This is a genomic window from Bradyrhizobium sp. 157, assembly GCF_023073815.1.
Taxonomy (GTDB): Bacteria; Pseudomonadota; Alphaproteobacteria; order Rhizobiales; family Xanthobacteraceae; genus Bradyrhizobium.
Window position 1 is genome coordinate 38,713 of record NZ_JADPKF010000019.1, and the last position, 24,560, is coordinate 63,272.

Below are 24,560 nucleotides of genomic sequence, written 5' to 3' on the forward strand. Positions count from 1 at the left end.
GGGCGTTTCGGTCGCCAATCGGTGCCGAAAGCGCAGCAAGAACCCGCTTTCTACAACCAGCCAGACCAAGCGCTGATGAAGAGGTCTGACGAGTGGTCATAACGTGCTTCTCTGAGAACACATGGATTCCAATTTGAGATTGGACCTCAGGCTGGGGAGAGGACTTCTCCCTTCAGGCTTCATACTCGGCACACGAAAAAAGGGCCGCTTGAATGAACAAGCGGCCCAAGTCTAGGGAGGAAACGCCCAAGGAGGGCAGCGATAGCGCACGGCGCTACCGCTACGCACCAATATGCATTGGCAGTGCACAATGCAAGAGGTTGACGTGCGGATCGACGTCGGAGCACGTCTCTTACCCAGCTTTGTTCACAACCATTCGAACAATTTACGGAGCAAATTCGGGCCGGGAGCCCGCATTGACCAAGCACTTGGTGTTGCTGTTGGGCAAACCAATTTCGTTAATCGCGAAACGGCGCGAGTGAGCGCTGATTGAAAAACTACAAAAACTTATGCGTATCCACCGTCACCTTACCAGTGGCATCTCTCAAGAGATAAATTGCGCGCTTGACTGAAAAAACAGAAGTCCGGCCGACCGATGAGAGTGAACAGCGCTCTTGTAAGCCGAGAGTTAAGCATATTTTATTCGGGATCTTAGAGGGGCTTGAATCGTACGTAACGTTAGGCTGTACGACCTTCCTAGCAAAATCGGCGCCCGCCGATGGCGCCACAGTGTGTTTGGGAAGAAGCAAGCGCCCGCAACCTGAGATGTCCCGATGCCCCCATTCCTCATTCTGCTTCCAGTCTACTTTGCTTGCGTCGCGGTGTGTTGCGCCGCGCTCGTAGGGCGTTCTAATAGGCGGCGTGAGCGCTGTCGTCCGCACGCGCCTTACGTTCAGACAAGTTCCTGTTCCGAAGAACGCCCCATTCAATTACCAGCGGCGGGCATTCTATGAACCTTGGGAATAGAGTTGGTGTTTCCATTGAGGAGAGTTACCAGCGGGGCCCTCTAGGGCCCCTCTATGCTTTGAACTACCGAATTGGCGCCGTGTTCGATATCCGTAACCACAACGACGATACGGCGCTCAGCCAATGCCGGGCGGTAGCTGCTCTGCGCTGTCCGATCTTCCTTGTCTGGCGCACAACGATTAGCATCAGTTGCGGCATGCTGTTTGCCTTCTCGTCCCGTGGCCCGCGAACCACGGCCGGATGGCATCAACGCTCTGTTTGCTCCGAACCAGTTCGATCGCCGCAGTCTTGTGCCCTCACCTGGTCGAGCGATTTCGCGATTTGGGCGAGATTGCTACACCTTGTTGCCACTCGTTCGGCGTTCGTCCGTCGCGGGCAACGCAAATACTAGAATCAGAAGCGACTTGCGAAGAAACGTCAGCGCAGCCGTTGAGCTTGCCCTGACTTCTATCGATTCCCGTGAATTCGTTTGATTGCAGGGTAAACCGATTCAAGTCCGTTACCAGGGCGGTCTCGAGATCGGTTGGATCGATCTGCTTCTTGAGGTTGGCCGTAAGCTTCTCGCGATCGAGTTCACCTTCCCACCAGGCGACGACCACGCAGGCGACGCCATTTCCGCAGAGATTAGTGAGCGCGCGGCATTCGCTCATAAACTTGTCGATGCCGAGCACGATCGCCATGCCCGGCACCAGCCGCGGATCGACTACGGCAAGCGTCGCCGCCAGCGTAACGAAGCCCGCGCCGGTGATGCCGGAGGCGCCCTTTGAGGTCAGCATGGCAACGAACAGGATGGTCAGTTGCTGGCCAAAGGAAATATTGACGCCGAGCGCCTGCGCAATGAACAGCGTCGCCAGCGTCATGTAGATGTTGGTGCCGTCGAGGTTGAACGAATATCCCGTCGGCACGACGAGCCCGACCACAGATTTGGAGCAACCGAGACGCTCAAGCTTCTCCATCAGGGACGGCAGCGCGCTTTCCGAGGAGGAGGTCCCGAGCACGATCAGCAGTTCATCCTTGATATAGGCCAGGAACTTGAAGATCGAGAAGCCGGCTATCCGTGCGATAATGCCGAGCACGACGAACACGAACAGCGCTGCCGTGACATAGAACGTCGCGATCAGCCCGATCAGGTTGAGGATCGCACCGGAGCCGAATTTTCCGATGGTGTAGGCCATGGCGCCGAACGCGCCGATCGGCGCCGCGTGCATCACAATCGAGATCACGCCGAACACGCCATGCGCGGCGTCGTCGATGAAAGAGCGGATGGTTTGACCGCGCTCGCCAAGGCCCATTAGCGCGAAGCCGAACAGGATTGAGAACAACAGCACCTGCAGGATCTCGCCCTGCGCGAACGCGCCGACCACGGTGTCGGGAATGATATGCAGGATGAAGTCGACGGTCTTCTGCGCCTCCGCCTGCTTCGCGTAGTTGGCCACTGCTTGTGCGTTCGCCGCGGCGCTGCCAAATCCTGCGCCGGGCCGCACCAGATTGCCGACGATGAGGCCGATCACCAGAGTGAAAGTGGATACAATCTCGAAATAAACCAGCGCCTTAATGCCGATGCGTCCGACCTTTTTGGCGTCCTGGATGTGCGCTATGCCCGAAACCACCGTGCAGAAGATGATCGGCGCAATCACCATCTTGATCAGCTTGATGAAGCCATCGCCGAGCGCCTTGATCCAGTCATTGGTAGCTAGATTTGGCCAGAGCCAGCCAACGAGGGCACCGAGCATGATCGCGATCAGCACCTGAACGTAGAGGATGCGGTACCACGGTTTAGATGCGGCGGGCGCAGTCGGCGCCTTCTCCATCGCAATCGTTGCCGCCATGACGTTTACTCCCTCTTGTTTTTTTTCATGCATTGCCGCTTAGGCGTTGCGCAGCCTATGCGGTGATATGGACCTTCCAAATCTCGCGCTATTGCGCCTTTCACGGCGATGGGCCGATGCAAACAACCCTTCAGTCCATATTACCTTTCACGCCGCAGCGAAGCCGTCGACCGAACCCATTCACCATCGACGCGACCGCGGTGTAGTTTTGATCAGGATTGCATGCTACAACCTGACGCTACGTGAGGTTCAAGGCATTTCAATAGTCCGCTTAACGATATTCTATTCTTGCCCGTCCTCGGCTCTGCGCCATCATACCGATCGCGCCACAATTCGAACTTAGGTTGATCTGCATGAAGATGACACGACGTCAATTTCTTGACGGGAGTTTTGCGCGGCATTGATCTGCTACCCTGATTGATCTCGGCTGGTGGGATTATGGAAACAGCCGTCCGCAAAGAGGGCTGGAGGATAGCGCCTGGATACGATCCAGTCGTTCGTCTGCCTCGGCCTGCTCCCGGAAATTGGGCTCGGCTGCTCGGCCAAACCGGCAAGCTCCGGATCGACTTCCGAATGAGATCTTTGTTCCGGCGAACTATTTCCGAAGCGCCAAATGAGTAACGCAAGCGGCGTGGATGCGGCGGCATTGAGCTCGGCGTCGCTCAACTGGTCCACCAAACCGAGCACGTGATGCCAGACATACCAGTCGACAAAAAGGAAACGACCCCGCTATGTCTGAGCTTGATCGACCCTAACCACGGCGCCCAGCATCGCCGCGGTCGCGGCAAACACTGAACGCGTACAAACCCCGTTGTCCCAAGCCGGCCTAGTCTCTATTCAGGATCACCGGGTGGACCCAATGTGCGACGCTCCCCACGAATACTCCACTCTCACTCTGCTGCTGGCGGTCTGCGTGTCCTCCGCGGTCCGGCACCTCCACATGTCCGCGACCGCCGTCGGCGTGACGCTCGGGATGTATGGTCTCGCGGCTACGCGGGTGATGCAGCGGCTCGCCTTCGGCATCGTGATCGACTCGGGCCAGTGACGGGATTCATCTCTCCAGCCGTGATGGCGCTGACCACCATCGTGCCGACGCCGCTCCTCGCGGGGGCCTCAGCTTCTTCCTGCTCAGCGCGGGCGGGATCCGATGGGTGATCTCGCGACGACGCTGCGGCAATCGGTGACGCCGCCTGCTCGGCCGCATCTTCGCGATCACTGATGAGCTATGGCGGCCGCCAGCTCGGCTCCGCGTTAGGAGCCATCGACGGCGGGCTGATGGGACGGAGACTTGCCTCTATCTGGCGGGCCGCGATCTTCGCCGCGCAGGCGCTGCTCATCCTGCTGTCGCCCGCGGTCTCACTGGCGCGGCAGCCGACATGGTGGGCGCGCCTGCCTGTTGTTGGTGGGCTCGCCCGCCAAACCTCATCGTTATTACGAGCCAACGGTCGCAATGACGGGCTGAGTGCGACGCATTATAGGAAACAGCTCACTACGGCCGCATGAACATAAAATCGGTGGCGGGGTCGCAATTGTCGGCCACAAAGCGCAGCTCCGACTGAACGTCAGCAACGGGCCGGCTCTCGAGATATTTTGTGACCAGCAGACCGAGCAGCGCTCGACAAACGCTGTCAGTCGCGTGGCCGGCGCCTGTACCATCCGCAATAGCGGCAGAGAAATGGCGTGCTGCGATTTCAGTTGCTGACATTCCGTGGCTCCAAATGACCAGATCACCCATTATAATCAGAAAAACCTGCAGCGCCATTGATCTTGGTCAACATGGATGGCGCCGTTCGTCCGTCGTGGTACTGAAGGCGGTCTGCTGCTGGCCATTTGCGCCCTACACGCGACGGCCACCGTCACATCTTTGGAGATATTTGAATGCAGGGAGAGACCTTCCTTTGGCTGGTCCGGCATGCGGTTGTCGACTGCCCTGGAGGCACGATTCACACTTCCGATGCTCCGGCCGATCTTGGTGATCGGACGCATTTGGAAGCCGTGCGTAGGTGCTTGCCGCAGAACGCCCTCAGCTATGCTAGTCCGTCTCAACGAACTCTCGATACAGCGCGTGCCCTCCGGTTTGATCCGATCTCGGTGCCTGAGTTCATGGAGCAGAATTTCGGAGATTGGACCGGCCGACGTCACGACGATCTCGCCGCTTGCGGAGGAGAAAGCTACACGCAGTTCTGGAAGGATGCCGCTCGCTCAAGGCCACCCGGCGGCGAAAGCTTCGAAGATCAAATTGCCAGGGTTCGGCACGGGCTTCGCAAAATAGCTCCCGGTCTGGCAACGCTCGTCGTTCATTCTGGCACCATTCGCGCTGCACTCTGCACCGCGCTCGACATCGCGCCGCAAGCAGCCTTGCGCTTCGTTATCCATCCGCTGTCCATTACGCGAATTGATCGGCTGCGGGACGATTGGCGGGTTGTGTCGGTAAATCAGAATGTCACCTTATGAGCGGTTCGGAACCTGGGCCTGCGCGAAGGTCGTCATGCCGTTGTGCAGGGCGCATGCAAGCCGCAGGATCGGCAATGCGAGCGCGGCGCCCGATCCCTCGCCGAGCCGAAGATCCAGATTGAATAGTGGCTGAACATCTAAGGCCTGAAGAACCAGGCGGTGGCCTTGCTCTGCCGATTGATGAGAGGACAAAAGAAATCGCTGACATGAAGGATTGAGACGTACCGCTGCTAATGCCGCGACGGAAACGATGAAGCCGTCGATCAGAACCGGAAGGCGACGCTGTGCGCCGGCTATGATCGCGCCACTGATCGCCGCAATTTCCAGACCGCCGACCGCGCACAAGATCCGCTCGGGAGCAGTACCTGGTGTTGTAAGCCCGTGACGAGCCAACGCAACCTCTATCAGCTGCGCCTTACGTGCGCGACTGGCTGTATCCAAGCCCGTTCCGCTGCCGGCCACCTGCTCGGCCCTCACGCCAAGCAGGGCCGCGGCGATTGCTGCCGAAGTCGTGGTATTGCCGATGCCCATGTCGCCAAGGATCAGAAGATCGGGTTGCGTCGTTGCAGCCCGCACAACTGCGCGCTTGCCGCAGTCAAAAGCCAAGGCCAGCTCCGCGGGCTCAAGTGCCGCTTCCTCGCTAAAGTCGCGGCTACTCCGCCGCGGCTTATCGATCACGACACCCTCAATCGGAACTTCCGCGAGCGTGCCAGCATCGACGATCTCGAGACTCAAGCCTAGCTCGCGTGCCAGAACGGAAATTGCGGCGCCACCCGACGCGAAGTTGGACATCATCGCGATCGTGACTTCCTGCGGATACGCCGATACGCCCTGAGCGACGATCCCGTGATCGCCGGCGAAGACGATGATCGGCACGCGTTGAGCCCGCGGCTGCTCCGTTTGTTGCAGACCGGCGAGTTCGATCGCGAGATGCTCGAGCCGGCCGAGCGCGCCGTCCGGTTTGGTAAGTTCAGCTTGGCGGGCCAGCGCTGCATCGCGATGGATGGCCGAAACGTCGGGGCACTCCTGGTAGACCCACTCCGGTAGCATGATGTCCTGCCGTTAGATGTTAACGCTAGCGAGCGAGCCCGTTCGCGGGTAGCCGCTTGAGAATGTAGCTGTCCATGATCCAGCCATGCCTTCCGCGCGCTTGCTGTCGCGCGGCGACGATGCTTGGACCCACTTCGGCGAGCGCACCTGACATCGTGATCTCCTCACGCATGCCAAGATAGGCGCCCCACCAGATGTGCAGCCCTGCCGGATCGAGCGACTGAAACGCCGCGCCGCCATCTAGCATCACGACCACCGTGTTCGTGCCGTGGGGCCAGCCACCTTCGCGCAGCCGCCGTGCCGTTGTCACCAGGAAAGGCTCGCCTATGTCGTTCAGCGGCAGCGAATGTGCCGCGCAAAGCGCCTGGATTGACGTGATACCGGGGACCACTTCGATGGCTGGCGACGGATCGAGCCTTCGCGCGATCCGCAGGCTCGAGTCGTATAGCGAAGGATCTCCCCAGATCAGCAGGGCAACTCGCCCCTCACTCCCGAGATGCTGCGCAATTTCCTGCGACCAGGTCGCCGCTAGGGCATCGTGCCATTCGTCCACTCCTTTGCGGTAATCTCCTTGGCGGGCGTCACGCACGGGTATGACGAACTCGGCGATCCGCGTCCGGTCGTTCGAAAGCACCTGGGCGCAAATCGTCCACCGCAATTCAGCGAGATCAGATTTCACGTCCCCCTTGCGCGGGATGAGGACGAGGTCGGCGGCGTTGATCGCGCGCACCGCGGCAAGCGTTAGCTGCTCGGGATCGCCGCAACCGATTCCTATCAGGGAGAGCGTCAGCATAAGTTATGCGGAGGGCGGCCGCTGCCTGCGACCACCTTCACTTAACCTTACGTGGCGTTGTGCAGGCGGTAGGTGACGAAACCGTCCGCTGTCACGCCACGCAGCGATTTCGCCAGTGCGAGCACGGTCAGATCAGCCAGCGGCTCGATGACCACGACGGCCGCGTAGGAAGCGGCGAAAGATGCGATGGAAGTGAGGTTCTCGGCGGCAAAGCCAGCACCATACAGCGCCCAGAAAGCGACCCACGTCACGATGCCGGATTGATAGGCGGCCGAAAGCGCCAGTGCTTGGCGATACTGCAGGTCTACATAGGCGGTGTTGCAGGGAATAATCCGCCCGGCCAGCGCCCAGATCGCAATCAGCGGCACCAGCAACGTGGTCACATTCATGCCGTATTGCGGCAGGTCGGCCGGTGCGAAGAATAGCCCCTGAAGCAGAAGACCAAGGGCCAGCCCGAACGCGGCCGGCGCTGCACCGAACAAGAGGAACAGCGTCGAGCCGAGAATGAAATGTACCTCAGAGACCCCGACCCGGAAATGCGGCAGGAGTTCGAAGAATGAGAAGACCAGGACCGTTGTTGCGACGATGCGCACCGCTAGTGAAGCGATTCCCTGCTCGCGCACGGTCTCTGCCGCAAGCTTCAAAGTGCAGCCACCGGCGACGGCACCTGTCGCGTAGCCCAGCACGAGCTTGGCGCCCGTAACGATACTTGGTTCGATATGCATATCTACGTCCCTTCTGCCGTCCCACCCGACGGCGTTGGTGTTAAAAGCTGCAGGGTAGGTCTCCTGGCTCGCGGTTCGAAACGGGTCTCCTTCCATCCCCAGCCTGACGGCCAGTGGCGGACCGGAGCCCTCATCGCTAACAGGCGCGGGGACGGCCGGGTCTTCAGGCGCCGCAACTAGGTCCGCCCTTCGCCATTCCTGATTATGCTCCGGCTTCGAGTACCATGCCTGTACTGTGTGCGCCTTTCGACGAGGACGCGTCAAGGGGCACGCGAGATCGGACGACGGCATCATCAACACGGAGTCTCTCCCGCCAGCGCGCCGAAAAGAATGAGCGCTGGCGTCGTTGCGGCGCCACTTTCCGCGAGCTGCTCTGCGAGCTTCGCAATCGTCATACGGACAAGCCGCTCTTCGGCGCCGCCGAGAGACTCGGCAATCACCGACGGCGTATCGGGGCCCATGCCGTGCTCGATCAGCCTTGCCACGAGCGCCGGAAATGTCCGTTTGCCCATGTAGACCACGGTTGTCGCTTCCTGATCGGCCAGGGCCGCCCAATTGAGATTTGCGGGCAATTGGCCAGTGACGTCAGCGCCGGTCACGAACTGGACGCGGCGCGAGGTATGCCGGCGGGTCAGTGGAATGCCGAAGCGCGCCGCCGCAGCGCAGGCTGAGGTAACGCCCGGAATGATCTCGTAGGTGACGCCCGCCGCGCGCAGCACCTCGATCTCCTCTTCAAGCCGACCGAAGATGCCGGCGTCTCCCGATTTCAAGCGAACGACTCGGGCACCTGCGGCGGCGTAGTCGATGAGCAGCCGGTTGACGTGTTCCTGTTTGGCCGAGGGCCGGCCCGCACGTTTGCCAACCGCCACCAGATTGGCGCCGGGGCGGGCGTGATCGAGGATCGCGCCCGAGGCAAGGTCGTCATAGAGCACGACATCGGCGGCGCGCAGACGCGCGGCCGCCTTGAGCGTCAGGAGCTCGGGATCGCCTGGACCAGCCGAGACAATGGAAACAAAGCCGCTCACCTGTCCTCCGCAATGAGGTGGAAGAACGTGCCAGTAGTGTACCCGCGCCGCGAGCCGGTCTCCGCAACGACCGCGCCGGTCGCGTCACGCACGATAGCCAGGGGTTTATCGGGCTGAGAGACAATCGTGGAGTAATGGAATTCATGGCCACGCAGACGCGCGCCGGCCTGATGTCCAGGCATTGAGACTGTAAGCTCAGCAAGTCGGTAGCCCAGATGCATGCGACGTTGAGCAAAACTCGTTTCCAGGCCGAGTAATCCCATCATCTCGTGACGCACGTCGTTGGCGTCGATCAAGGCGGAGCCCAGCACCATATAGCCCCCGCATTCGCCATGCACCGGACGTGTCTCCGCAAAGCATGTTAGGGCGCGGCGAAATCGGCGATTTGTCGCGAGTTTGCCAGCGTGCAATTCCGGATAGCCGCCGGGCAGCCAGCAGACGTCGGCACTGTCATCAGGGCCTTCATCGGCGAGCGGCGAGAAGGTCACGATCTCGGCTCCGGCTGCGCGCCAGGCCTTCAGTAGATGCGTATAGACGAACGAGAATGCAGCGTCGCGTGCGAGCGCGATGCGCTGGCCGGGCGGCGTGAAGCTTAGGCCATGCGCGTCGCATGGCGCCATCCAGGCGCATGCCGATTGCAGCACCGCATCCAGATCGACATGCTCGGCGACGACCCGCGCGGCCTCTGCAATGAGGCCATCGACCTCAGCCTGCTCCTCCGCCTGCACAAGGCCTAGGTGACGCTTCGGCAAGGTGATCGCGGCCTGGCGGGGCAACGCCCCGAACACCGGAATGCCGGCGCCTGCCAGGGCACGGCGCACCAGGTCTTCGTGCCGCGCGCTGGCGACGCGGTTGAGAACGACGCCGGCAAGACGCACGCCCGCGCGGAAATCGCGCAGTCCCGCAGCGACCGCCGCGGCGGTTTGCGCCTGTCCGGAAGGATCGATCACGAGCAGGACCGGCCAGCCCATCATCTCGGCGATATCGGCGGTCGCGCCTGTCCCCGAGACGCCCGGTGCGGCAACGCCGTCGAATAGACCCATCGAACCCTCAGCCAGAACGAGGTCCGCATCGGCGCTGCGCGATGCGACAACCGATTCGATCGCCTCACGACGCATGGCCCAGCTATCAATATTCAGCGAGGTGCGTCCCGCGGCGGCGGCATGAAAGGTTGGATCGATATAGTCGGGCCCGCTCTTGAAGCACTGCACCTTCAGCCCGCGATCGCGATAGGCGCGTGCCAATGCCAGCGTCAGCGTCGTTTTGCCGACACCGGATGCGGGCGCGGAGATGACGAGGCTCGCTGTCATCACGAGGCTTCTGGAAAGCGCGGCGCCGGCCCTAGCGGCCGATATCGGCGGTCATAGTCTGCAGCATACAGGCGGCTTTCTGCGAAATCTTCCGAACCCAGGGTGCGGCCGACCAGAATGACGGCCGTGCGCTCGAGTTCGGTGCTTACAGCAGAATCCAGCGTGCCGAGCGTGGCGCGAATAATGCGTTGGTCCGGCCAGCTCGCGCGCCACACGATCGCGACCGGGCAGTCCGCTCCATAGTACGGGGTCAACTCGCCAATCACCTCGAGAAGCAGATGGATCGAGAGATGAATTGCGAGCACCGCACCGGTGGCAGCGAAGGCTGCGATTTTTTCGCTCTCCGGCATCGCGCTCGCCCTGCCCGCCATTCGCGTCAGCACGACGGATTGCGAGCGGCCCGGCAGCGTGAGCTCGGCCTCGAGCGCTGCCGCGGCGGCGGAAAAGGCCGCCACGCCTGGCGTGATTGAATATGGAATTTGCAGCACACTCAGCCGGCGCGATTGCTCGCCCATCGCCGACCAGATCGAGAGATCTCCAGAATGCAGCCGTGCGACGTCCTTGCCCTCACGATGCGCCGTGACGAGCTCCGATATGATGTCGTCGAGCGATAGCGGTGCAGTGTTGACGATGCGCGCATCCTTTGGGCAGTACGCGAGGACTCCCTCGGGCACGAGCGAGCCCGCATAGAGGCAGACCGGACAGGCGGCGATGAGATCGCGTCCGCGCAAGGTGAGCAGATCGGCTGCGCCCGGTCCGGCACCTATGAAGTGCACTGTCATTCGCCGTCCCCTTCCGCGATCGCTGCGCTCGCTATTCGATCCTGCGAAACGGCCCGCTTCGAAACAAGGCGCGAGCGACGGCCGGCTACGGCCAGCGCCGCAGCTTCAGCGACGGAGCCGGTGCCGAACTTCGCCTTAACGAATTCGGACTGTGTGGGCGTGACGGTGCCACCCAGGACATCGGCCGGAACGGGCCTGACCGGCACATTTAATTCATACGCCAACGCTTTGAGCGCGGCGGTTTCGGCCTTGTCGCGGAGGGTGGCGACTGCAGCGAGACCGTCAGAACCTCCCGCCGCATCGAGCGCTTCCCGCAGCGAAGCAAGCCTGACGTCCCGCCTGAATCCAAAACCTGCGACCTTCACTTCAGAGCACTCCATTGCACCACCGGCCGCGCCACTTCCCAGGAACGGTAACGGCCGAGGAGACCGGCATGCGCGATCTCGACCCGCATCAGCTCGCCGCCGTGTTGTTGATGTAGGTCCGAAAGCAGCGTTTCTGTCTCGAGTGTGACTGCGTGCGCAACCATCCGCGTTCCTGCCTCGATGCGCGACCAGACGGCATCGAACATCGCGGCGTCGAACCCACCGCCGATGAAGACGGCTTGCGGGGTCGAAAGGCCTGAAAGGATCTGAGGTGCCGCTCCCTGGATCACCGTGATCCGATGCGTCAGGCCGAAGGCCGCGGCGTTGCTGCGGATGTTCACTGCACGATCGCCTCGGACTTCAATTGCGATCGCCGCGCCACCGCAGAGAGCCCATTCTACAGATATCGAACCGGAACCCGCGCCGATGTCCCACAATCTTTCACCAGACCTCGGCGCCAACGCCGAAAGCGCGAGCGCGCGCATTGGCCTCTTGGTGATCTGGCCGTCATGCACGAAGAGTGCGTCTGAAAGGCCGGAGCTGCGCGGAACTCCATCCGATCCATTGGCTTCGAGCGCAACTGCCAGCGGACCCATGCCCGCATCGGCCGCGTAGCTGTCGGCACGACACTGCGTCACGGATTCGCGCGGCCCACCGAGCGCGCCGAGAGTCCAGAGCGGTGACGCACCCCAGCCACGCGCCGTCAACCAGTTGGCAAGATCGCCGGCTGCCCTGCCGTCGCGCACAAGACAAACGATACGGGCTCCGCGTGCGAGATACGGCACCAGGTGTTCGAACGGCGCAGCGTGAAGTCCGAGACAAACGACAGATTCGAGCCGCCAGCCGAGCCGCGCCGCGGCAAGGGAAAATGTCGAGGGAGCGGGATGCGCGATCCATTCACTCTTGCTCAGCCGCTCCGCGAGGTTGCTGCCGACACCGTGCCAGAACGGATCGCCCGAGGCGAGCACCGCCGTCGGACGGCCACGGCACGCCAGCACGCAATCTGCATCGAAGGGTATAGGCCAGCGGCGACCGCGGCCCGTAATGCCCGCCCGCAGCAGATGCCGTTCGCCGCCGAACACGGTCTCCGCTTCGCCAAGCGCCTTTCTGCTTGCTTCCGAGAGGCCGACAAGGCCATCTTCGCCAATGCCGATAATGGTTAACCAAGGATTATCCATGATGCGCGCCCTCATTCTGGGCGGAACGAGCGATGCTAATCTGCTTGCTGATGCCGCCGCACGCGCCGGGCTCGACGCGATCTATTCGTATGCCGGACGGACGCGAGCTCCGAGCGCTCAGTCGCTGCCAACCCGCATCGGTGGGTTTGGCGGCGCGAGTGGCCTCGCCGAATTCATTATTCGGGAAGGAATTACGCATCTCGTGGACGCGACCCATCCCTTCGCGGCCGAGATGAGCCGCAACGCGGTTGCAGCTTGCATGGCGACCAGAACAGCGCTGATCGCGCTTGAGCGCGAGCCCTGGGCGAAAGTGCCAGGCGACAACTGGATTGAGGTCGCGGATATCACCTCCGCTGTCGCGGCGTTGCCGGAGAATCCCGCGCGGGTGCTTCTTTCGATCGGCCGGCAGCATATCGAAGCCTTCAGCACCAAGCCGCAGCACGTTTACACTTTGAGGTTTGTCGATCCTCCGGATGGATCGCTGCCATTTCCGGACACCGATGTCATCGTGTCGCGCGGACCATTCAAGCTTGCTTGCGAAATGGAGATGATGCGGTCGCGCCGCATCGAATGGATCGTTGCCCGCAATTCCGGGGGAACGGGCGCACGTGCCAAGATCGACGCCGCGCGCGAGTTTGGTCTTCCCGTTGTCATGCTCACGCGGCCCGATTTGCCCGACAGGCTGCGAGTGGGAAGCGTGACCGAGGTCATTCAATGGCTTGGTCATCGGGCATGCCTCGGCGCATAGACCCAGGGACCGACGCGGCGTGTCGCGGAATTGCCGAGAATGACAAGGGTTCTCATGTCGGCCATCTCCGGCCGAGCATCGTGCAGCATCAGCGTTTCAATTCGCTCCTCAGGCGTAGTGACAGAGTGCGCGAAGATCACTAGGCGTTCGCCGCAGCTCGCCTCCTTCAGAACTGAGAGCGCGCGTCCAAAGCCCTCGGGCCGACTCACTGAGCGCGGATTGTACATCGCGATTGCGAAGTCGGCCTCGGCTGCCAGCCGCAGTCGTTTCTCGATCATCGACCACGGCTTTAAATTATCGGAGAGATTGATCGCGCAAAAATCGTGGCCGAGCGGCGCGCCGGCGCGCGCAGCCGCAGCCAGCATCGCGGTCACGCCCGGCATTACGCGAATAGTAAGTCCCTTCCATTGCGGTGCGGCTTCGAGCGCTTCAAACACGGCGGAAGCCATTGCGAATATTCCCGGATCGCCCGAGGAAACCATGATGACGCGGCGTCCTTCCGCTGCCAGCCGCAAGGCGTCATTTGCGCGCTGCAACTCCATGCGATTGTCTGATGGATGCAGCGTGAGCCCTTCACGCGGCTTCACGCGCGCGACATAGGGCGCATAGCCCATTAGGTCGGTCGCGGCGGCGAGCGCGTCGGAAACTTCTGGCGTGACCAGCGCTTCGTCACCCGGCCCAAGTCCCGCGATGATCAATGTGCCAGTCATTCGGCGGCCTTCATTCGCCGGCCATGCCCATGCACTAGCACGATCGCGAAATAGGGACACTCGGTCTCGTCCACATTCTTCAGCCGCACGACGCGTTCGCCCGGCATGGTGCCGCGTTCGATCAACCATGCGTCGCCAAGGCGGCCAGCGGCTTGGAGGGCGCGGCGCACTTTTTGCAGATTGCGCCCGGTTTTCATAATGACGAGCGCATCAGAATTGCGCACGCGCCGTTCGAGCTTGTCCTCCGCCAGCGTGCCCATCAGCACGGTCATCACATCGTCGCCGAGCGCGATCGGTTGACCGACCGAATTCCAGCAGCCGGCCATGCCGGGAATGCCCGCGATCACCTCGATCTCGGCTCGTCCCTGCAGACGGGCGTGGAGGTGCATGAAGGAACCATAGAAATAGGGGTCGCCCTCGCAGAGCACGACGACGTCGATGGCGCGGGTCAGCCGCGCAAGACGCTCCGCCCATTCGTCGTAGAAGGCAGCCAGGAGGCGTACATATTCCGGACTATCGAAGGCAATCTCAGTGGTGACTGGATATTCCATCGGGTATTCGCAGACGTCATCTGCCAGAAGCCCGTCGACAATGCGTCGAGCCTGGCCAGGCCGCCCCTTTTTTCGGAAATAAGCAATGTGCTTGGCCGCGCGGACCTCGCGATCGGCACGCACGCTCATCAAGTCCGGATTGCCTGGCCCGAGGCCGCAACAAATGATGCGCCCCATCGCTATTCGCTCCGGCTTGCCAGCGCATTCACGGCGGCAACCGTGATAGACGAGCCGCCAAGACGTCCCTGGATGGTCAGCGCCGGTGCGGGCGGGTCCACCATCAGCGCGGCCTTGGCCTCAGCTGCGCCGACAAAGCCGACCGGACAACCAATGATAGCAGCCGGCCTTGGACAGTTGCGATCTTCCAGCATGTTGAGGAGATGAAACAACGCGGTTGGTGCATTACCGATAGCGACGATCGCGCCATCTAGATGCACTCGCCACAGTTCCAGCGCTGCAGCCGAGCGGGTGTTGCGCATCGATTCCGCTAGCGACGGCACTGCGGGATCGTCAAGTGTGCAGATGATGGCGTTGCCGGCCGGCAGGCGCGCGCGTGTGATTCCCTCCAACACCATGCGCGTATCGCAGAGGATAGCCGCGCCGTTCTGCAGCGCAGCCCGCGCGATGCGCGCCATGCTAGGCGTGAAGCGGATGTAGGATTCGAGACCAACGATGCCCGCCGCATGGATCATGCGCACGACCACCGGCTCCTCCTCGGCCGAAAAACGCTCAAGGTCAGCCTCGGCACGTATGGTGGCGAAGGACTGACGATAAATCGCTGCACCATTGGTCTCATAGACGTGCGGCATCACCGCTCTCCCGTAATAACGGAAGGATCTGCAATCATGCGATCGGCGTTCAGTCCACTTAAGACCGGCGCCTCCCGCGTCGAGCCGCCGCGGACGAGATCGAAGCCGTCTCTGGTGGCGACGAGAGTGATCGAAGCCGGGCCGGAATGGGCACAGCCCTTAGCGCAGCCGGAGACGTGGAGCCGGGAATCGGCGGCAATGTGCGGCGCAAGCGCCGCCGCAAATGCGCGGGTATCGGCATGAGCCTCGCGGCAGGCGGGCGCACCACTGCATGCGACAGCGCGCAGGATCGGATCGTCGACTTGCGTGATTAGGCCCTCACAACCGGGCATTTCACGCAACTCTTCGGCCAGGATCATGCGCCACGGCGTCATTCGTAATCCTGGCGAGCGTCCAGCCAGATCGGAGAGCGCCGCATGTGTCACCTGCCCAAATGCGGCGCCGACCATCGCGCCTTGCGGATGGAGTCGCGGGCGCGGCTCGGCGATTATTCGAGCCGGCTCAACGTGGCCACAAAGCGCGTTTGGAAATTTTGCGCCTGCCCCGATATACGCTGCCATCCGCCCTCGCCCGCCTCTGGTGCCGCCGGAGGTGACGAACCACTCGGCAAGCGCGAGCGCCACCTTCGTGGCGTCTCTCCGCGTTACGGGGTGACCATGCGCGGCGCCGTCGGGGCGCACGATCAGCTCTCCCGCGATGCTGCGCTCGATGCGGATATCGGCGGAGGCGCTGACAAGCGCGCGCTCCATACCGCAATCGACAGCGAAGCCGAATTTGGTCGGCAGGCCGGGCGGTCCCATCGCAAGCCCCTGCTCAAGCTCTGTAGCGATCGAACAGGTATCATCGCCCGCACTCCAGAACGGCGTAACGAGGATGTTGCGCCGCGCCTCCGTCTCCGGATCCGGGTCGATCAAGTGCAGCCTAGAGAGCTCCTCGATCAGAGGCCGGTGGCCTTCATCGCTGACGCCCCTGATTTGCAGGTTGCCCCGGCTGGTCAGATCGATCAGGCCGTTGCCGTAGCGCTTGGCGAGAGCCGCAATTCCTGCGGCCTGCTTCGCATCAAGCCGGCCACGATGTGGCCGGATGCGAACCACGAGCCCATCCCCCGACCGCATCGGCCGTAAGGCGCCGGGACACCAGCCCTTGATCGCAACCGCGCTCATGAAGCCTCCCGCAGCGCGGCTGCAATCGAATTACGCCTGGTTCTCCAGAGCGCAGCTTCATGCAATCGCGCAAGGCAGGATTCGATCGCCACGAGTGCCGCCGGATTCTCGCGTGCTATGAAAGTGCGAACGTCGTCGCTACCAAGCGTTGCGTCGTAATAGAGATCGAACAGATGCGAGGGCACGGCCTGCGCGAGATGGGCGAAAGCGGCCATGTGTTCAAGCGTCGCCGCGATCTCGGCCGCCCCTCGAAAGCCATGGCGCATCATGCCGGCGATCCATTTCGGATTGGCGGCGCGCGAACGCACGACGCGCGATATCTCTTCGGTCAACGAGCGTGCATGCGGCCGATCAGGGCGCGTAGCATCGAGGTGATAGAGTGATGGGACGGCCATGCCCAGCCGTGCCGCCGCGGCCGCAGCGCCGGCCTCATGTAGGGCGTAGTCCGGGGCTAATAGCAGGTCAGTTTCCGGCAGGTCTTGCGCATGGACGAAGGCATCGGTGCCGACGAGCCTTGTCTCGATACCTGTGCGATCAGGCCGCATCGTGCCGTCGGGCGCGAACACCCACGATGAAGCCAAAAGCCAGGCTTCGCCGGCCGCATTTTGCGATGCTTGCGTGAATACATCCGGCATTGATGCCATACCGACACCATAGTGCCCCGGCCGCGGCCCGAACACGCGCGCCGCGCGGTGACGATAGGGGTTTTCGTCGCCTTCCTCGTCGCGTTCAGAAAGCGCTTCGGCCGCCGCCTCGAACATTTGCGCAAGAGATGAGAAGACGTCGCGGAACAGCCCCGACACGCGCAGCGTCACATCGATGCGCGGCCGGCCAAGAGCGGCTGGCGCGATGATCTGATAACCCGACACCCGACCTGACCCATGATCCCAGCGCGGCGCGATGCCTGCAAGGTGCAGGGCCATCGCAAAATCCTCGCCTGCGGTGCGCATGGTCGATGATCCCCAAAGATCAACCAGCAGCCCCTTCGGCCAGTCGCCGTGATCCTGCAGGTGACGGCGCAGCAATTCCTCGGCAAGCTTGATCCCTTGCGCATGCGCCGAGGGCGTAGGCACCGCGCGGGGATCGACGGTGAAAAGATTGCGCCCCGTGGGCAGCACATCGCGCCGCCCGCGATGCGGCGAGCCTGCCGGGCCCGGAGCAACGCGCCCACCAGAGAGCGCGTCAAGCAGCGCGCCCTTTTCCGCCTCGCCGCACTCCCCGCGACCGAACACATGCAGGCCTTCGCCGAACTGGCTTTCCTTGAGATCGCAGACGAAGCGATCAATCCGGAGAATGGCCTCCGCCGGGGCAGCCGAGGCGCCAAGACCAAGATCATCTTCCAGGCCCGCGGCACGCGCTTCATCGCGGATCGCCACAATCAGCCGCTGGCGGCGCGCGGGATCGAGACCATCGGCCGTCGAATACTCATCGAGCAGTTGCTCGAGCCGACGCAACCCTTTAGGCAATCCGGCCTGCGCCAGCGGCGGCGGCAAATGGCCGATCGTGACCGCGCCGATGCGCCGCTTGGCCTGGGCTGCCTCACCGGGATCGTTGACGATGAAGGGATAGATCACCGGCACGTCGCCAATCAGCGCTTCCGGCCAGCAGGCAGCCGACAGCGCAACGGACTTGCCGGGCAGCCACTCCAGCGTTCCATGCGCGCCCATATGGATGACCGCGTCGACCTCTTGCTGCCTGAGCCAGAGATAGAACGCGACATAGACGTGGCGAGGCGTTCGTGAGAGATCGTGATACTCGGTGTCACGATTGGTGACATCACCGCGTTCCGGCTGAACGGCGATAATCGCCTTGCCACGCTGGATCGCTGCGAAATGAAATTCGCCGCCACTACAGGCGGGATCGTTCTCCGGCGCACCCCAGGCGCGCGCGAGGTCATCCTGCAGCTGGTGCGGAAGTCTCGCCAGCTCCGCGCCGTAATCAGCAACGCTAAAGGTCAATTCCTCCCGCAGGAGAGCCGCACCAAGCGCTTCTATCGCCTTCACGTCGAAACCGGCAGCGCCGAGATCGGACGATAGCGTTTCGACCGAAGCAAGCGCGTCGAGCCCGACCGCATGCGCCATCTGGTGCGGACGGCCCGGATAGTTCGAGAGCACAATCGCCAGCCGCTTCGCGCCTGCCGGCTTGTTCGCGAGCCTATGCCAGGCCACCACCCGATCCACAACGGCACCGATACGTTCGTCGTCGGGCATGTGCGCCAGGTGCGCGAATTGCAGATCAGGATCGCGTGCGCTCGGCGATTTGAAGCTGACCACGCCCGCTAGCAGCCGGCCATCAACCTCCGGCAACACCACGTGCATCGCCAGATCGCTCGGCGAGAGACCGCGAAGCGATTGCGCCCACTCATCGCGCCGGGCTGTCGACAACGCGACCTGGAACACCGGACGGGATGCGGCATCGAAAGGCGTCGTGCCATCGTCAGTGACCGCAGAGAAGGCGGTTGCATTGACGATCACCGCAGGCGGGCATTGCTCAAACTTCCCCTTAAGCCAATCCGCCACACCGGCCGCCTTTAGCGAGGTGACGAACACGCCATAGGCATCAAAACCCTTCTTCCGCAGGGCCGTGATCAGCGCGTCGACCGGGGCGGTATCCGCCGCGGTGAGATAGGAGCGATAGAAGGTGACGAGCGCACGCGGCCCACAAGCGGGGTTGTTTGGCGGCGCCTCGATTGCACCACGACGCGGATCGTAGAAACCGATCTCGGGATTTTCGACCTCGCCGACGACAGGTCCCGCATAGAGACCCGAGACTAGTGCGAGTTGGGCGATTGCAGCCTGCGCCGCAATCGTTCCGCCCTTGTCGCAGAACGCCTTCAGCCGTCTGAGCGTCGATACGGGCACTGTCGAGAGCGCATCCAGGCGCGAATCGTCGCGACGGTCCGCCGGGAGCACCGCAAGCGCGATGTCGCGGTCCTTCGCGAGTTGATGTAAGGCAGCCAGCCCATATGACCAGTAGGACTCACCGCCGATCAGGCGCACCAAAATGCCGCGCGCGTGCGACAGCGTCCGCTCGATATAGGTGTCGACCGACAGGGGATGACGCAGCTCCGCAAGGTTCGCGAGCCTCAGCGACGGCAGGCCGGCACGGCTGCGACGCCAGCCGGAGGCGAACGCGGCGAGATCGCTGTCCGAGAACGAGAGCACGACAAGGTCGGCCGGGTCCTGGTCGAGATCCCTAGGGATCGCGGTCTCCGAAAGACCTCGGCTCTCGCGAAAGACGACGTGCATCAAATACCGAGTCCCGCCCTGATGCCCGCCTCATCGATATCATCGTGTTCACCGATCACAACCAGCTTCGACCGCCTTGGCCGCGTTCCCCAGGGCATATCGAACTGATGCCCCACCCGCTCGCCGACCGATTGCAGCAGCAATCGCATCGGCTTGCCCGCGACCGCGATATATCCCTTAGCGCGCAAAACGTTCTGCTCACGCGCAAGCCGCCGGATCGATTCGACCAGCGCATCCACGTCAGCAACTTCAGGGAGCTCGACGACTACTGAAGCAAAATCGTTGTGTTCGTGCTCTTCTTCGCCGTCGTGATGAGAAGGTCGCGCGGCGAGATCGTCCTCAGCGGCCGCTTCGAGACCAAGGATCACACGCGCATCGACTGCACCGTTGACTACAGGCAGCATCGGCACGCGACGCGGCATTTCGGCGGCGATCGCCGCCTTGGCCGCTTCAAGTCCTGCCTCGCCTGCAAGGTCCGCCTTGGTAAGCAGCACGATATCCGCACACGCGATCTGATCTTCGAATACTTCCGACAGCGGCGTCTCGTGATCGAGGTTTTGATCGGCCGAACGCTGCGCTTCCACTGCGGCAGGGTCCGGCGCAAAGCGACCGGCCGCCACGGCCTCGGCATCCGCAAGCGCAATAACGCCGTCGACCGTGATTCGTGAACGGATCTCCGGCCAGTCGAACGCCTTGAGAAGCGGCTTCGGCAAAGCCAGGCCCGATGTCTCGATCACAATATGATCAGGCCTCACGCGGCGCGAGAGTAGCTGCTCCATGGCGGGGATGAAATCGTCGGCGACTGTACAGCAGATGCAGCCATTGGCGAGCTCAAGGATGTTCTCGGCAGGGCAGCTGGCGTCGGCGCAGGATTTCAGGATCTCGCCGTCGACGCCCTCGCTGCCGAATTCGTTGACGAGCACCGCAAGCTTTTTGCCGTTCGCGTTGGTGATCAGGTTCTGGATCAGCGTAGTCTTGCCCGACCCGAGAAAACCAGTGACGACGGTCACCGGAACCTTGGCGAGCGTATTCATTCTGCGGCCTCCGGCAGGAGAGCGATCGGTGGAATACGGGCAAGCGATTGCTTGCGGAAGATCTCCGGCCGGCTGCGCCAGGGCACAATACCATCTGGCGCCGCCGCGTAGGCGGCAGCCCCGGCAAGCACATCCGGCGCGTTTGCATCGGACAAGCGACCGTAGACATAAGACCAGCGCCGAATTCCAGAGAGCGCAATCGAGCAGCCTTGGCTGCAAGCCGACAGGCATTCGACCGGAACAACGATGACGCCCTCCGGCACGCCAGTCTCGAGGATAGCGCTGTGTAGACGCGCGCCCGGTGTGATTTCGCCTTCTCTTAAGGCCTGCCCGGCACGGCAGGTGATGCAGACGTGAAGCGTGACGGTCATCGCCCTTCTCAAACAATTTTGGCGGAGGCGATGAGGTAAGCGAACCAATGACGCACGGGTTCGCTCCCCGTCGCGGAACACCCCGTCCGCCGGTGGTCGATCGTTGCGCTGGCAGGTCTCCCGGCTTGCGGAGCAGGTTTTTCCCTCGATCTCCTCCTTCCCAACCCCGAACGGGTCAGTGGCTTTTGGAGATCTCTCCGGTCACGGTCGCGGGGGCGGCTGCGCTTCAGACTCAAGCTTCGACGCTAGAGTCCTATCGCATTCCCTCTTCGCCTGTCGTAGGACAGGAACCAACGCCACCCCACCATTTGCCCAAGCGTGCAACTTGTCAAGAAGGACGTGCAGATGACTTCCGGATCTGATGCCGCTGATGACGAAACTGCGCTCTCCGAAATCGCATTGGATGCCCGCCATGCGGCAAAAATGGCCAAGAAGAAGGCGGCGCGCGACCGGATGATGGCCACCAAGAGCGGAGAGAAGGGACTCATCATTGTCCACACCGGGTCGGGCAAGGGAAAATCTTCCTCGGCCTTCGGCATGATCTTGCGGTGCGTTGCGCATGGCTTTCCCTGCGCCGTGGTACAGTTCATTAAGGGTGCATGGGACACTGGCGAGCGCCGCTTGCTCACCGGGCATTTTGGCGAACTGTGCCAATTCCATTCGATGGGGGAAGGCTTTACCTGGGAAACGCAGGACCGCGCCCGCGACATCGCCGCCGCCCGCACCGCATGGGAAAAGGCCAAGCAGCTGATCGCCGATGAAGGCTTGCGCATGGTGATTCTCGACGAGATCAACATTGCGCTTCGATACGACTATCTGGAGATCGGAGAGGTCATAGAGTTCCTTAAGAATGCAAAGCCGCCAATGACGCATGTCGTCTTCACCGGACGCAATGCCAAGCAGGAATTGATCGACGCCGCCGACCTCGTCACGGAGATGACGCTGGTGAAGCATCCCTTCCGATCCGGCATCAAAGCCCAGCCCGGCGTTGAGTTCTGACCAAACAATCGGGAGTTGGATTCGATGGCGCGCGCATTGATGATCCAGGGAGCGGGTTCGGACGTGGGCAAGTCGCTCATCGTTGCCGGCCTTGCGCGCGCTGCGACCCGGCGCGGCAATCGGGTGCTGCCGTTCAAGCCGCAGAACATGTCGAACAATGCCGCCGTGACCGTTGATGGCGGCGAGATCGGACGCGCGCAGGCATTGCAGGCGCAGGCCGCAGGTGTCGAGCCGCATACCGATATGAATCCGGTTTTGCTGAAGCCGGAAACCGATGTCGGCGCCCAGATCATCGTGCACGGACGCCGCGTGGCGACGCTGCGCGCGCGTGCATACGCTGCGATGAAGCCATCGCTGATGGCGCCGGTTCTCGAGAGTTTCGCCCGTTTGAAGAATCGCGCCGATCTAGTACTGGTCGAGGGCGCCGGCAGCCCCGCCGAGGTCAATCTTAGGCCCGCGGATATCGCGAATATGGGCTTTGCCCGCAAGGCCGACGTTCCCGTCGTGCTGGTCGGCGATATTGACCGCGGCGGCGTAATTGCGCAGCTCGTCGGAATTAAGGCCGTGCTCGATCCCGAAGATGCGGCCATGATCCGCGGCTTCTTAATCAACAAGTTCCGCGGCGATCCGTCACTGTTTGAGGACGGTTACCGGCTGATCGAGGCGCGCACATCATGGCCGGGACTTGGGGTCCTTCCCTACTTCGCTCGCGCTAGCGAACTTCCGGCCGAAGACGCGCTTGGGCTTGCCGGCGCACGCAAGGCAGGCAAGTGCAAGATTGTTTTTCTCGCGCTGTCGCGGATCGCGAATTTTGACGACCTCGATCCACTGAAGCTCGAACCTGATGTCGACCTTGTGATGGTGCGGCCTGGAGAGGTAATCCCTGGCGATGCAAAGCTTGTGATCCTGCCGGGCTCGAAGTCGACACGCGGGGATCTCGCATTCCTGCGCGCCCAAGGCTGGGACATCGATCTTCTTGCGCATCATCGTCGCGGCGGCCATGTGCTCGGCGTCTGCGGCGGTTACCAGATGCTCGGACGCCGTGTGACGGATCCGGAGGGAATCGATGGACCGGCCGGAGAAACTCCAGGCCTCGGACTCATCGACGTAACGACAGTGATGACGCCAAGCAAGACTCTAGCCCGCGTCAAGGCGGTCCACGCGGCGACGAACCGGCCGATCGAGGCTTACGAGATTCACATCGGGCATACCGACGGGCCGGATCGTGCACGGCCCTTTGCCTTGCTTGGCGGAGCGTCGGAAGGCGCGGTATCCAGCGACGGCCGCGTGTACGGCAGCTATCTGCATGGCCTGTTCGCTTCCGACAGTTTTCGCAAGGCATTTCTGGCGCAACTGAACATTCCGGCCGCCGATCAGCAGTACCGCGCCAGGGTGGATAGCGCGCTCGATTCGCTTGCCGATTACATCGATGCCCATCTTGATGTCGAAGGCCTACTTTCGCTTGCCCGCTGAGGAACGGCGATCAAAGCGAGACTGTGGCAGCAAACCGCGCCCATTCCGTCTCGTTACCCGGCAAGCCAAGCCGCAGCCATCCCGGCCTTTGCCCAAACATTCGCGACCATATCTGGCGGCGCGCGAGCTTCTGCTGCGCCGCTCGTGCGTCACCAGTTTCATACAGCCGGAACAGCGGCGTGCCGCCGGCCAATGTCCAGCCCTGCGATTGCACTTGAGCATCCAGGCGGAGGCAATCGCGCGCCAGACGCGTCGAGGTCGCGTTTGCCCAATCGCGATCCAGCAAGGCTCGCCGTCCGATCACAATCGCTGCACCCGAAATGGGCCACGGGCCGGCCATGGCCCCCAACGCAGCGACATCGGCCTCACTGCCGAGCGCAAAACCGAGGCGCAGTCCCGCAAGCCCGTAGAATTTTCCAAACGAGCGCAGGACTAACAGCCCCGGGCGTCCCGCCTCAGGGGCCAACGACAAGCCGGAAACGGCATCAGTGAAGCTCTCGTCGACGACGAGTCGACCGACGCGCGGCAAGAGCGCCAGCAGTTCGCTTGGATCAAAGCATCGGCCGTCTGGATTGTTGGGATTGACAATCACGGCGATATCCGCTCCTAGCAGCCCCTCGAGATCAAAGACCTCGACCACGTCCCAGGCTGCAGCGGAAAGAACCCCCGCATATTCGTTATAAGTCGGCGCAAGAATCCGTGCCTGACCGCGCGATGAAAGACTTGGCAACAACTGGATGGCCGCTTGTACACCACCAAGCGCCACGATTGGTGCCTTGGTGACGTAGGCCTCTCGCGCGGCCTGATGGAGGGATTCGATATCGGATCGCGAAGGCAGCGCGCTCCAGGACCTGGGCTCCACCTCACCCACCGGATAGGGCCGCCGATTGATTCCGGTTGAGAGGTCGATCCAGTCCTGCGTGCGCCCGCCGAAGCGGTGCAAGGCAAGATCGAGATTTCCTCCATGCTCGAGCATT

Annotated in this window: 23 protein-coding genes, 1 pseudogene and 2 riboswitches; of the genes and pseudogenes, 6 read left to right on the forward strand and 18 right to left on the reverse strand. The window is 62.3% G+C overall.

Annotated features, from left to right (window positions below; all coding sequences use genetic code 11):
* Positions 1-1,460: 1,460 nt before the first annotated feature.
* A pseudogene (locus IVA95_RS04150) lies at positions 1,461-2,795 on the reverse strand (dicarboxylate/amino acid:cation symporter); the annotation flags it as partial.
* 859 nt (positions 2,796-3,654) lie between these two features.
* Here IVA95_RS04150 and IVA95_RS04155 point away from each other — a divergent pair.
* Together IVA95_RS04155 and IVA95_RS04160 are read left to right on the forward strand one after the other, a co-directional pair.
* Positions 3,655-3,840, forward strand: a complete 186-nt coding sequence (locus tag IVA95_RS04155) for a hypothetical protein (RefSeq protein WP_247509342.1) — start codon at positions 3,655-3,657, stop codon at positions 3,838-3,840.
* Positions 3,841-4,013: 173 nt separating this feature from the next.
* On the forward strand, positions 4,014-4,298 hold the full coding sequence (locus tag IVA95_RS04160) for a hypothetical protein (protein WP_247509343.1): 285 nt from the start codon (positions 4,014-4,016) through the stop codon (positions 4,296-4,298).
* On the opposite strand, the gene IVA95_RS04165 is transcribed toward IVA95_RS04160, so the two are convergent.
* The gene (locus IVA95_RS04165; RefSeq protein ID WP_247509344.1) at positions 4,285-4,557 is read right to left on the reverse strand and encodes a hypothetical protein; all 273 of its coding nucleotides are present in this window, start codon (positions 4,555-4,557) and stop codon (positions 4,285-4,287) included. The two genes, IVA95_RS04160 and IVA95_RS04165, sit on opposite strands and share 14 nt — an antisense overlap.
* Positions 4,558-4,673: 116 nt before the next feature.
* On the opposite strand from IVA95_RS04165, the gene IVA95_RS04170 reads away from it, so the two are divergent.
* Positions 4,674-5,249, forward strand: a complete 576-nt coding sequence (locus IVA95_RS04170) for a histidine phosphatase family protein (RefSeq protein WP_247509345.1) — start codon at positions 4,674-4,676, stop codon at positions 5,247-5,249.
* On the opposite strand, the gene cobT is transcribed toward IVA95_RS04170, so the two are convergent.
* The 8 genes from cobT to cbiE all read right to left on the reverse strand — a co-directional run bounded on the left by cobT (position 5,244) and on the right by cbiE (position 12,477).
* Positions 5,244-6,299: a nicotinate-nucleotide--dimethylbenzimidazole phosphoribosyltransferase gene (gene cobT / locus IVA95_RS04175; protein WP_247509346.1), complete on the reverse strand. Its 1,056-nt coding sequence runs from the start codon at positions 6,297-6,299 to the stop codon at positions 5,244-5,246. The genes IVA95_RS04170 and cobT overlap by 6 nt on opposite strands.
* 25 nt (positions 6,300-6,324) lie before the next feature.
* Complete coding sequence (gene cobF, locus IVA95_RS04180; RefSeq protein ID WP_247509347.1) at positions 6,325-7,092, reverse strand: precorrin-6A synthase (deacetylating); 768 nt, start codon at positions 7,090-7,092, stop codon at positions 6,325-6,327.
* Positions 7,093-7,139: 47 nt separating this feature from the next.
* Complete coding sequence (locus IVA95_RS04185; RefSeq protein WP_247509348.1) at positions 7,140-7,817, reverse strand: energy-coupling factor ABC transporter permease; 678 nt, start codon at positions 7,815-7,817, stop codon at positions 7,140-7,142.
* A 35-nt stretch (positions 7,818-7,852) separates the two neighbouring features.
* Positions 7,853-8,059: riboswitch (cobalamin riboswitch) on the reverse strand.
* A 51-nt stretch (positions 8,060-8,110) separates the two neighbouring features.
* Entirely contained in the window at positions 8,111-8,842 is a 732-nt protein-coding gene (gene cobA / locus IVA95_RS04190) for a uroporphyrinogen-III C-methyltransferase (RefSeq protein WP_247509349.1), read from the reverse strand.
* Positions 8,839-10,152 carry a cobyrinate a,c-diamide synthase gene (locus IVA95_RS04195; protein ID WP_247509350.1) on the reverse strand — a complete coding sequence of 438 codons (1,314 nt, stop codon included), beginning with the start codon at positions 10,150-10,152 and terminating at the stop codon, positions 8,839-8,841. The genes cobA and IVA95_RS04195 overlap by 4 nt, the downstream gene beginning before the upstream one ends.
* Positions 10,152-10,934 carry a precorrin-4 C(11)-methyltransferase gene (gene cobM, locus IVA95_RS04200; protein ID WP_247509351.1) on the reverse strand — a complete coding sequence of 261 codons (783 nt, stop codon included), beginning with the start codon at positions 10,932-10,934 and terminating at the stop codon, positions 10,152-10,154. The genes IVA95_RS04195 and cobM overlap by 1 nt, the downstream gene beginning before the upstream one ends.
* The gene (locus IVA95_RS04205; protein ID WP_247509352.1) at positions 10,931-11,299 is read right to left on the reverse strand and encodes a cobalamin biosynthesis protein; all 369 of its coding nucleotides are present in this window, start codon (positions 11,297-11,299) and stop codon (positions 10,931-10,933) included. The genes cobM and IVA95_RS04205 overlap by 4 nt, the downstream gene beginning before the upstream one ends.
* Positions 11,296-12,477 (reverse strand): precorrin-6y C5,15-methyltransferase (decarboxylating) subunit CbiE, encoded by a 1,182-nt coding sequence (cbiE, locus tag IVA95_RS04210; RefSeq protein ID WP_247509353.1) that lies wholly within the window; start codon positions 12,475-12,477, stop codon positions 11,296-11,298. Before cbiE ends, IVA95_RS04205 begins: the two co-directional genes overlap by 4 nt.
* On the opposite strand from cbiE, the gene IVA95_RS04215 reads away from it, so the two are divergent.
* Positions 12,476-13,225 (forward strand): cobalt-precorrin-6A reductase, encoded by a 750-nt coding sequence (locus IVA95_RS04215; protein ID WP_247509354.1) that lies wholly within the window; start codon positions 12,476-12,478, stop codon positions 13,223-13,225. The genes cbiE and IVA95_RS04215 overlap by 2 nt on opposite strands.
* On the opposite strand, the gene cobJ is transcribed toward IVA95_RS04215, so the two are convergent.
* The 7 genes from cobJ to IVA95_RS04250 are packed head-to-tail and all read right to left on the reverse strand — an operon-like array spanning position 13,201 to position 21,111.
* Positions 13,201-13,935 (reverse strand): precorrin-3B C(17)-methyltransferase, encoded by a 735-nt coding sequence (cobJ, locus tag IVA95_RS04220; RefSeq protein ID WP_247509355.1) that lies wholly within the window; start codon positions 13,933-13,935, stop codon positions 13,201-13,203. The two genes, IVA95_RS04215 and cobJ, sit on opposite strands and share 25 nt — an antisense overlap.
* The gene (locus IVA95_RS04225) at positions 13,932-14,663 is read right to left on the reverse strand and encodes a precorrin-2 C(20)-methyltransferase (RefSeq protein WP_247509356.1); all 732 of its coding nucleotides are present in this window, start codon (positions 14,661-14,663) and stop codon (positions 13,932-13,934) included. Before IVA95_RS04225 ends, cobJ begins: the two co-directional genes overlap by 4 nt.
* A gap of 2 nt (positions 14,664-14,665) precedes the next feature.
* A complete protein-coding gene (locus IVA95_RS04230) occupies positions 14,666-15,295 on the reverse strand; it encodes a precorrin-8X methylmutase (protein ID WP_247509357.1) in 630 nt (209 codons plus the stop codon).
* A complete protein-coding gene (cobG, locus tag IVA95_RS04235; RefSeq protein WP_247509358.1) occupies positions 15,295-16,458 on the reverse strand; it encodes a precorrin-3B synthase in 1,164 nt (387 codons plus the stop codon). Before cobG ends, IVA95_RS04230 begins: the two co-directional genes overlap by 1 nt.
* Positions 16,455-19,706 (reverse strand): cobaltochelatase subunit CobN, encoded by a 3,252-nt coding sequence (gene cobN, locus IVA95_RS04240; RefSeq protein ID WP_247509359.1) that lies wholly within the window; start codon positions 19,704-19,706, stop codon positions 16,455-16,457. The genes cobG and cobN overlap by 4 nt, the downstream gene beginning before the upstream one ends.
* Positions 19,706-20,740, reverse strand: a complete 1,035-nt coding sequence (cobW, locus tag IVA95_RS04245; RefSeq protein WP_247509360.1) for a cobalamin biosynthesis protein CobW — start codon at positions 20,738-20,740, stop codon at positions 19,706-19,708. Before cobW ends, cobN begins: the two co-directional genes overlap by 1 nt.
* On the reverse strand, positions 20,737-21,111 hold the full coding sequence (locus IVA95_RS04250; protein ID WP_247509361.1) for a DUF1636 domain-containing protein: 375 nt from the start codon (positions 21,109-21,111) through the stop codon (positions 20,737-20,739). Before IVA95_RS04250 ends, cobW begins: the two co-directional genes overlap by 4 nt.
* 92 nt (positions 21,112-21,203) lie before the next feature.
* Positions 21,204-21,421, reverse strand: a riboswitch (cobalamin riboswitch).
* A 35-nt stretch (positions 21,422-21,456) separates the two neighbouring features.
* Between IVA95_RS04250 and cobO the strand changes: the two genes are divergently transcribed.
* Complete coding sequence (gene cobO / locus IVA95_RS04255) at positions 21,457-22,110, forward strand: cob(I)yrinic acid a,c-diamide adenosyltransferase (RefSeq protein WP_247509362.1); 654 nt, start codon at positions 21,457-21,459, stop codon at positions 22,108-22,110.
* A gap of 24 nt (positions 22,111-22,134) precedes the next feature.
* A complete protein-coding gene (locus tag IVA95_RS04260) occupies positions 22,135-23,583 on the forward strand; it encodes a cobyric acid synthase (RefSeq protein WP_247509363.1) in 1,449 nt (482 codons plus the stop codon).
* A gap of 10 nt (positions 23,584-23,593) precedes the next feature.
* On the opposite strand, the gene cobD is transcribed toward IVA95_RS04260, so the two are convergent.
* Entirely contained in the window at positions 23,594-24,559 is a 966-nt protein-coding gene (gene cobD / locus IVA95_RS04265) for a threonine-phosphate decarboxylase CobD (RefSeq protein ID WP_247509364.1), read from the reverse strand.
* Position 24,560 lies beyond the last annotated feature (1 nt).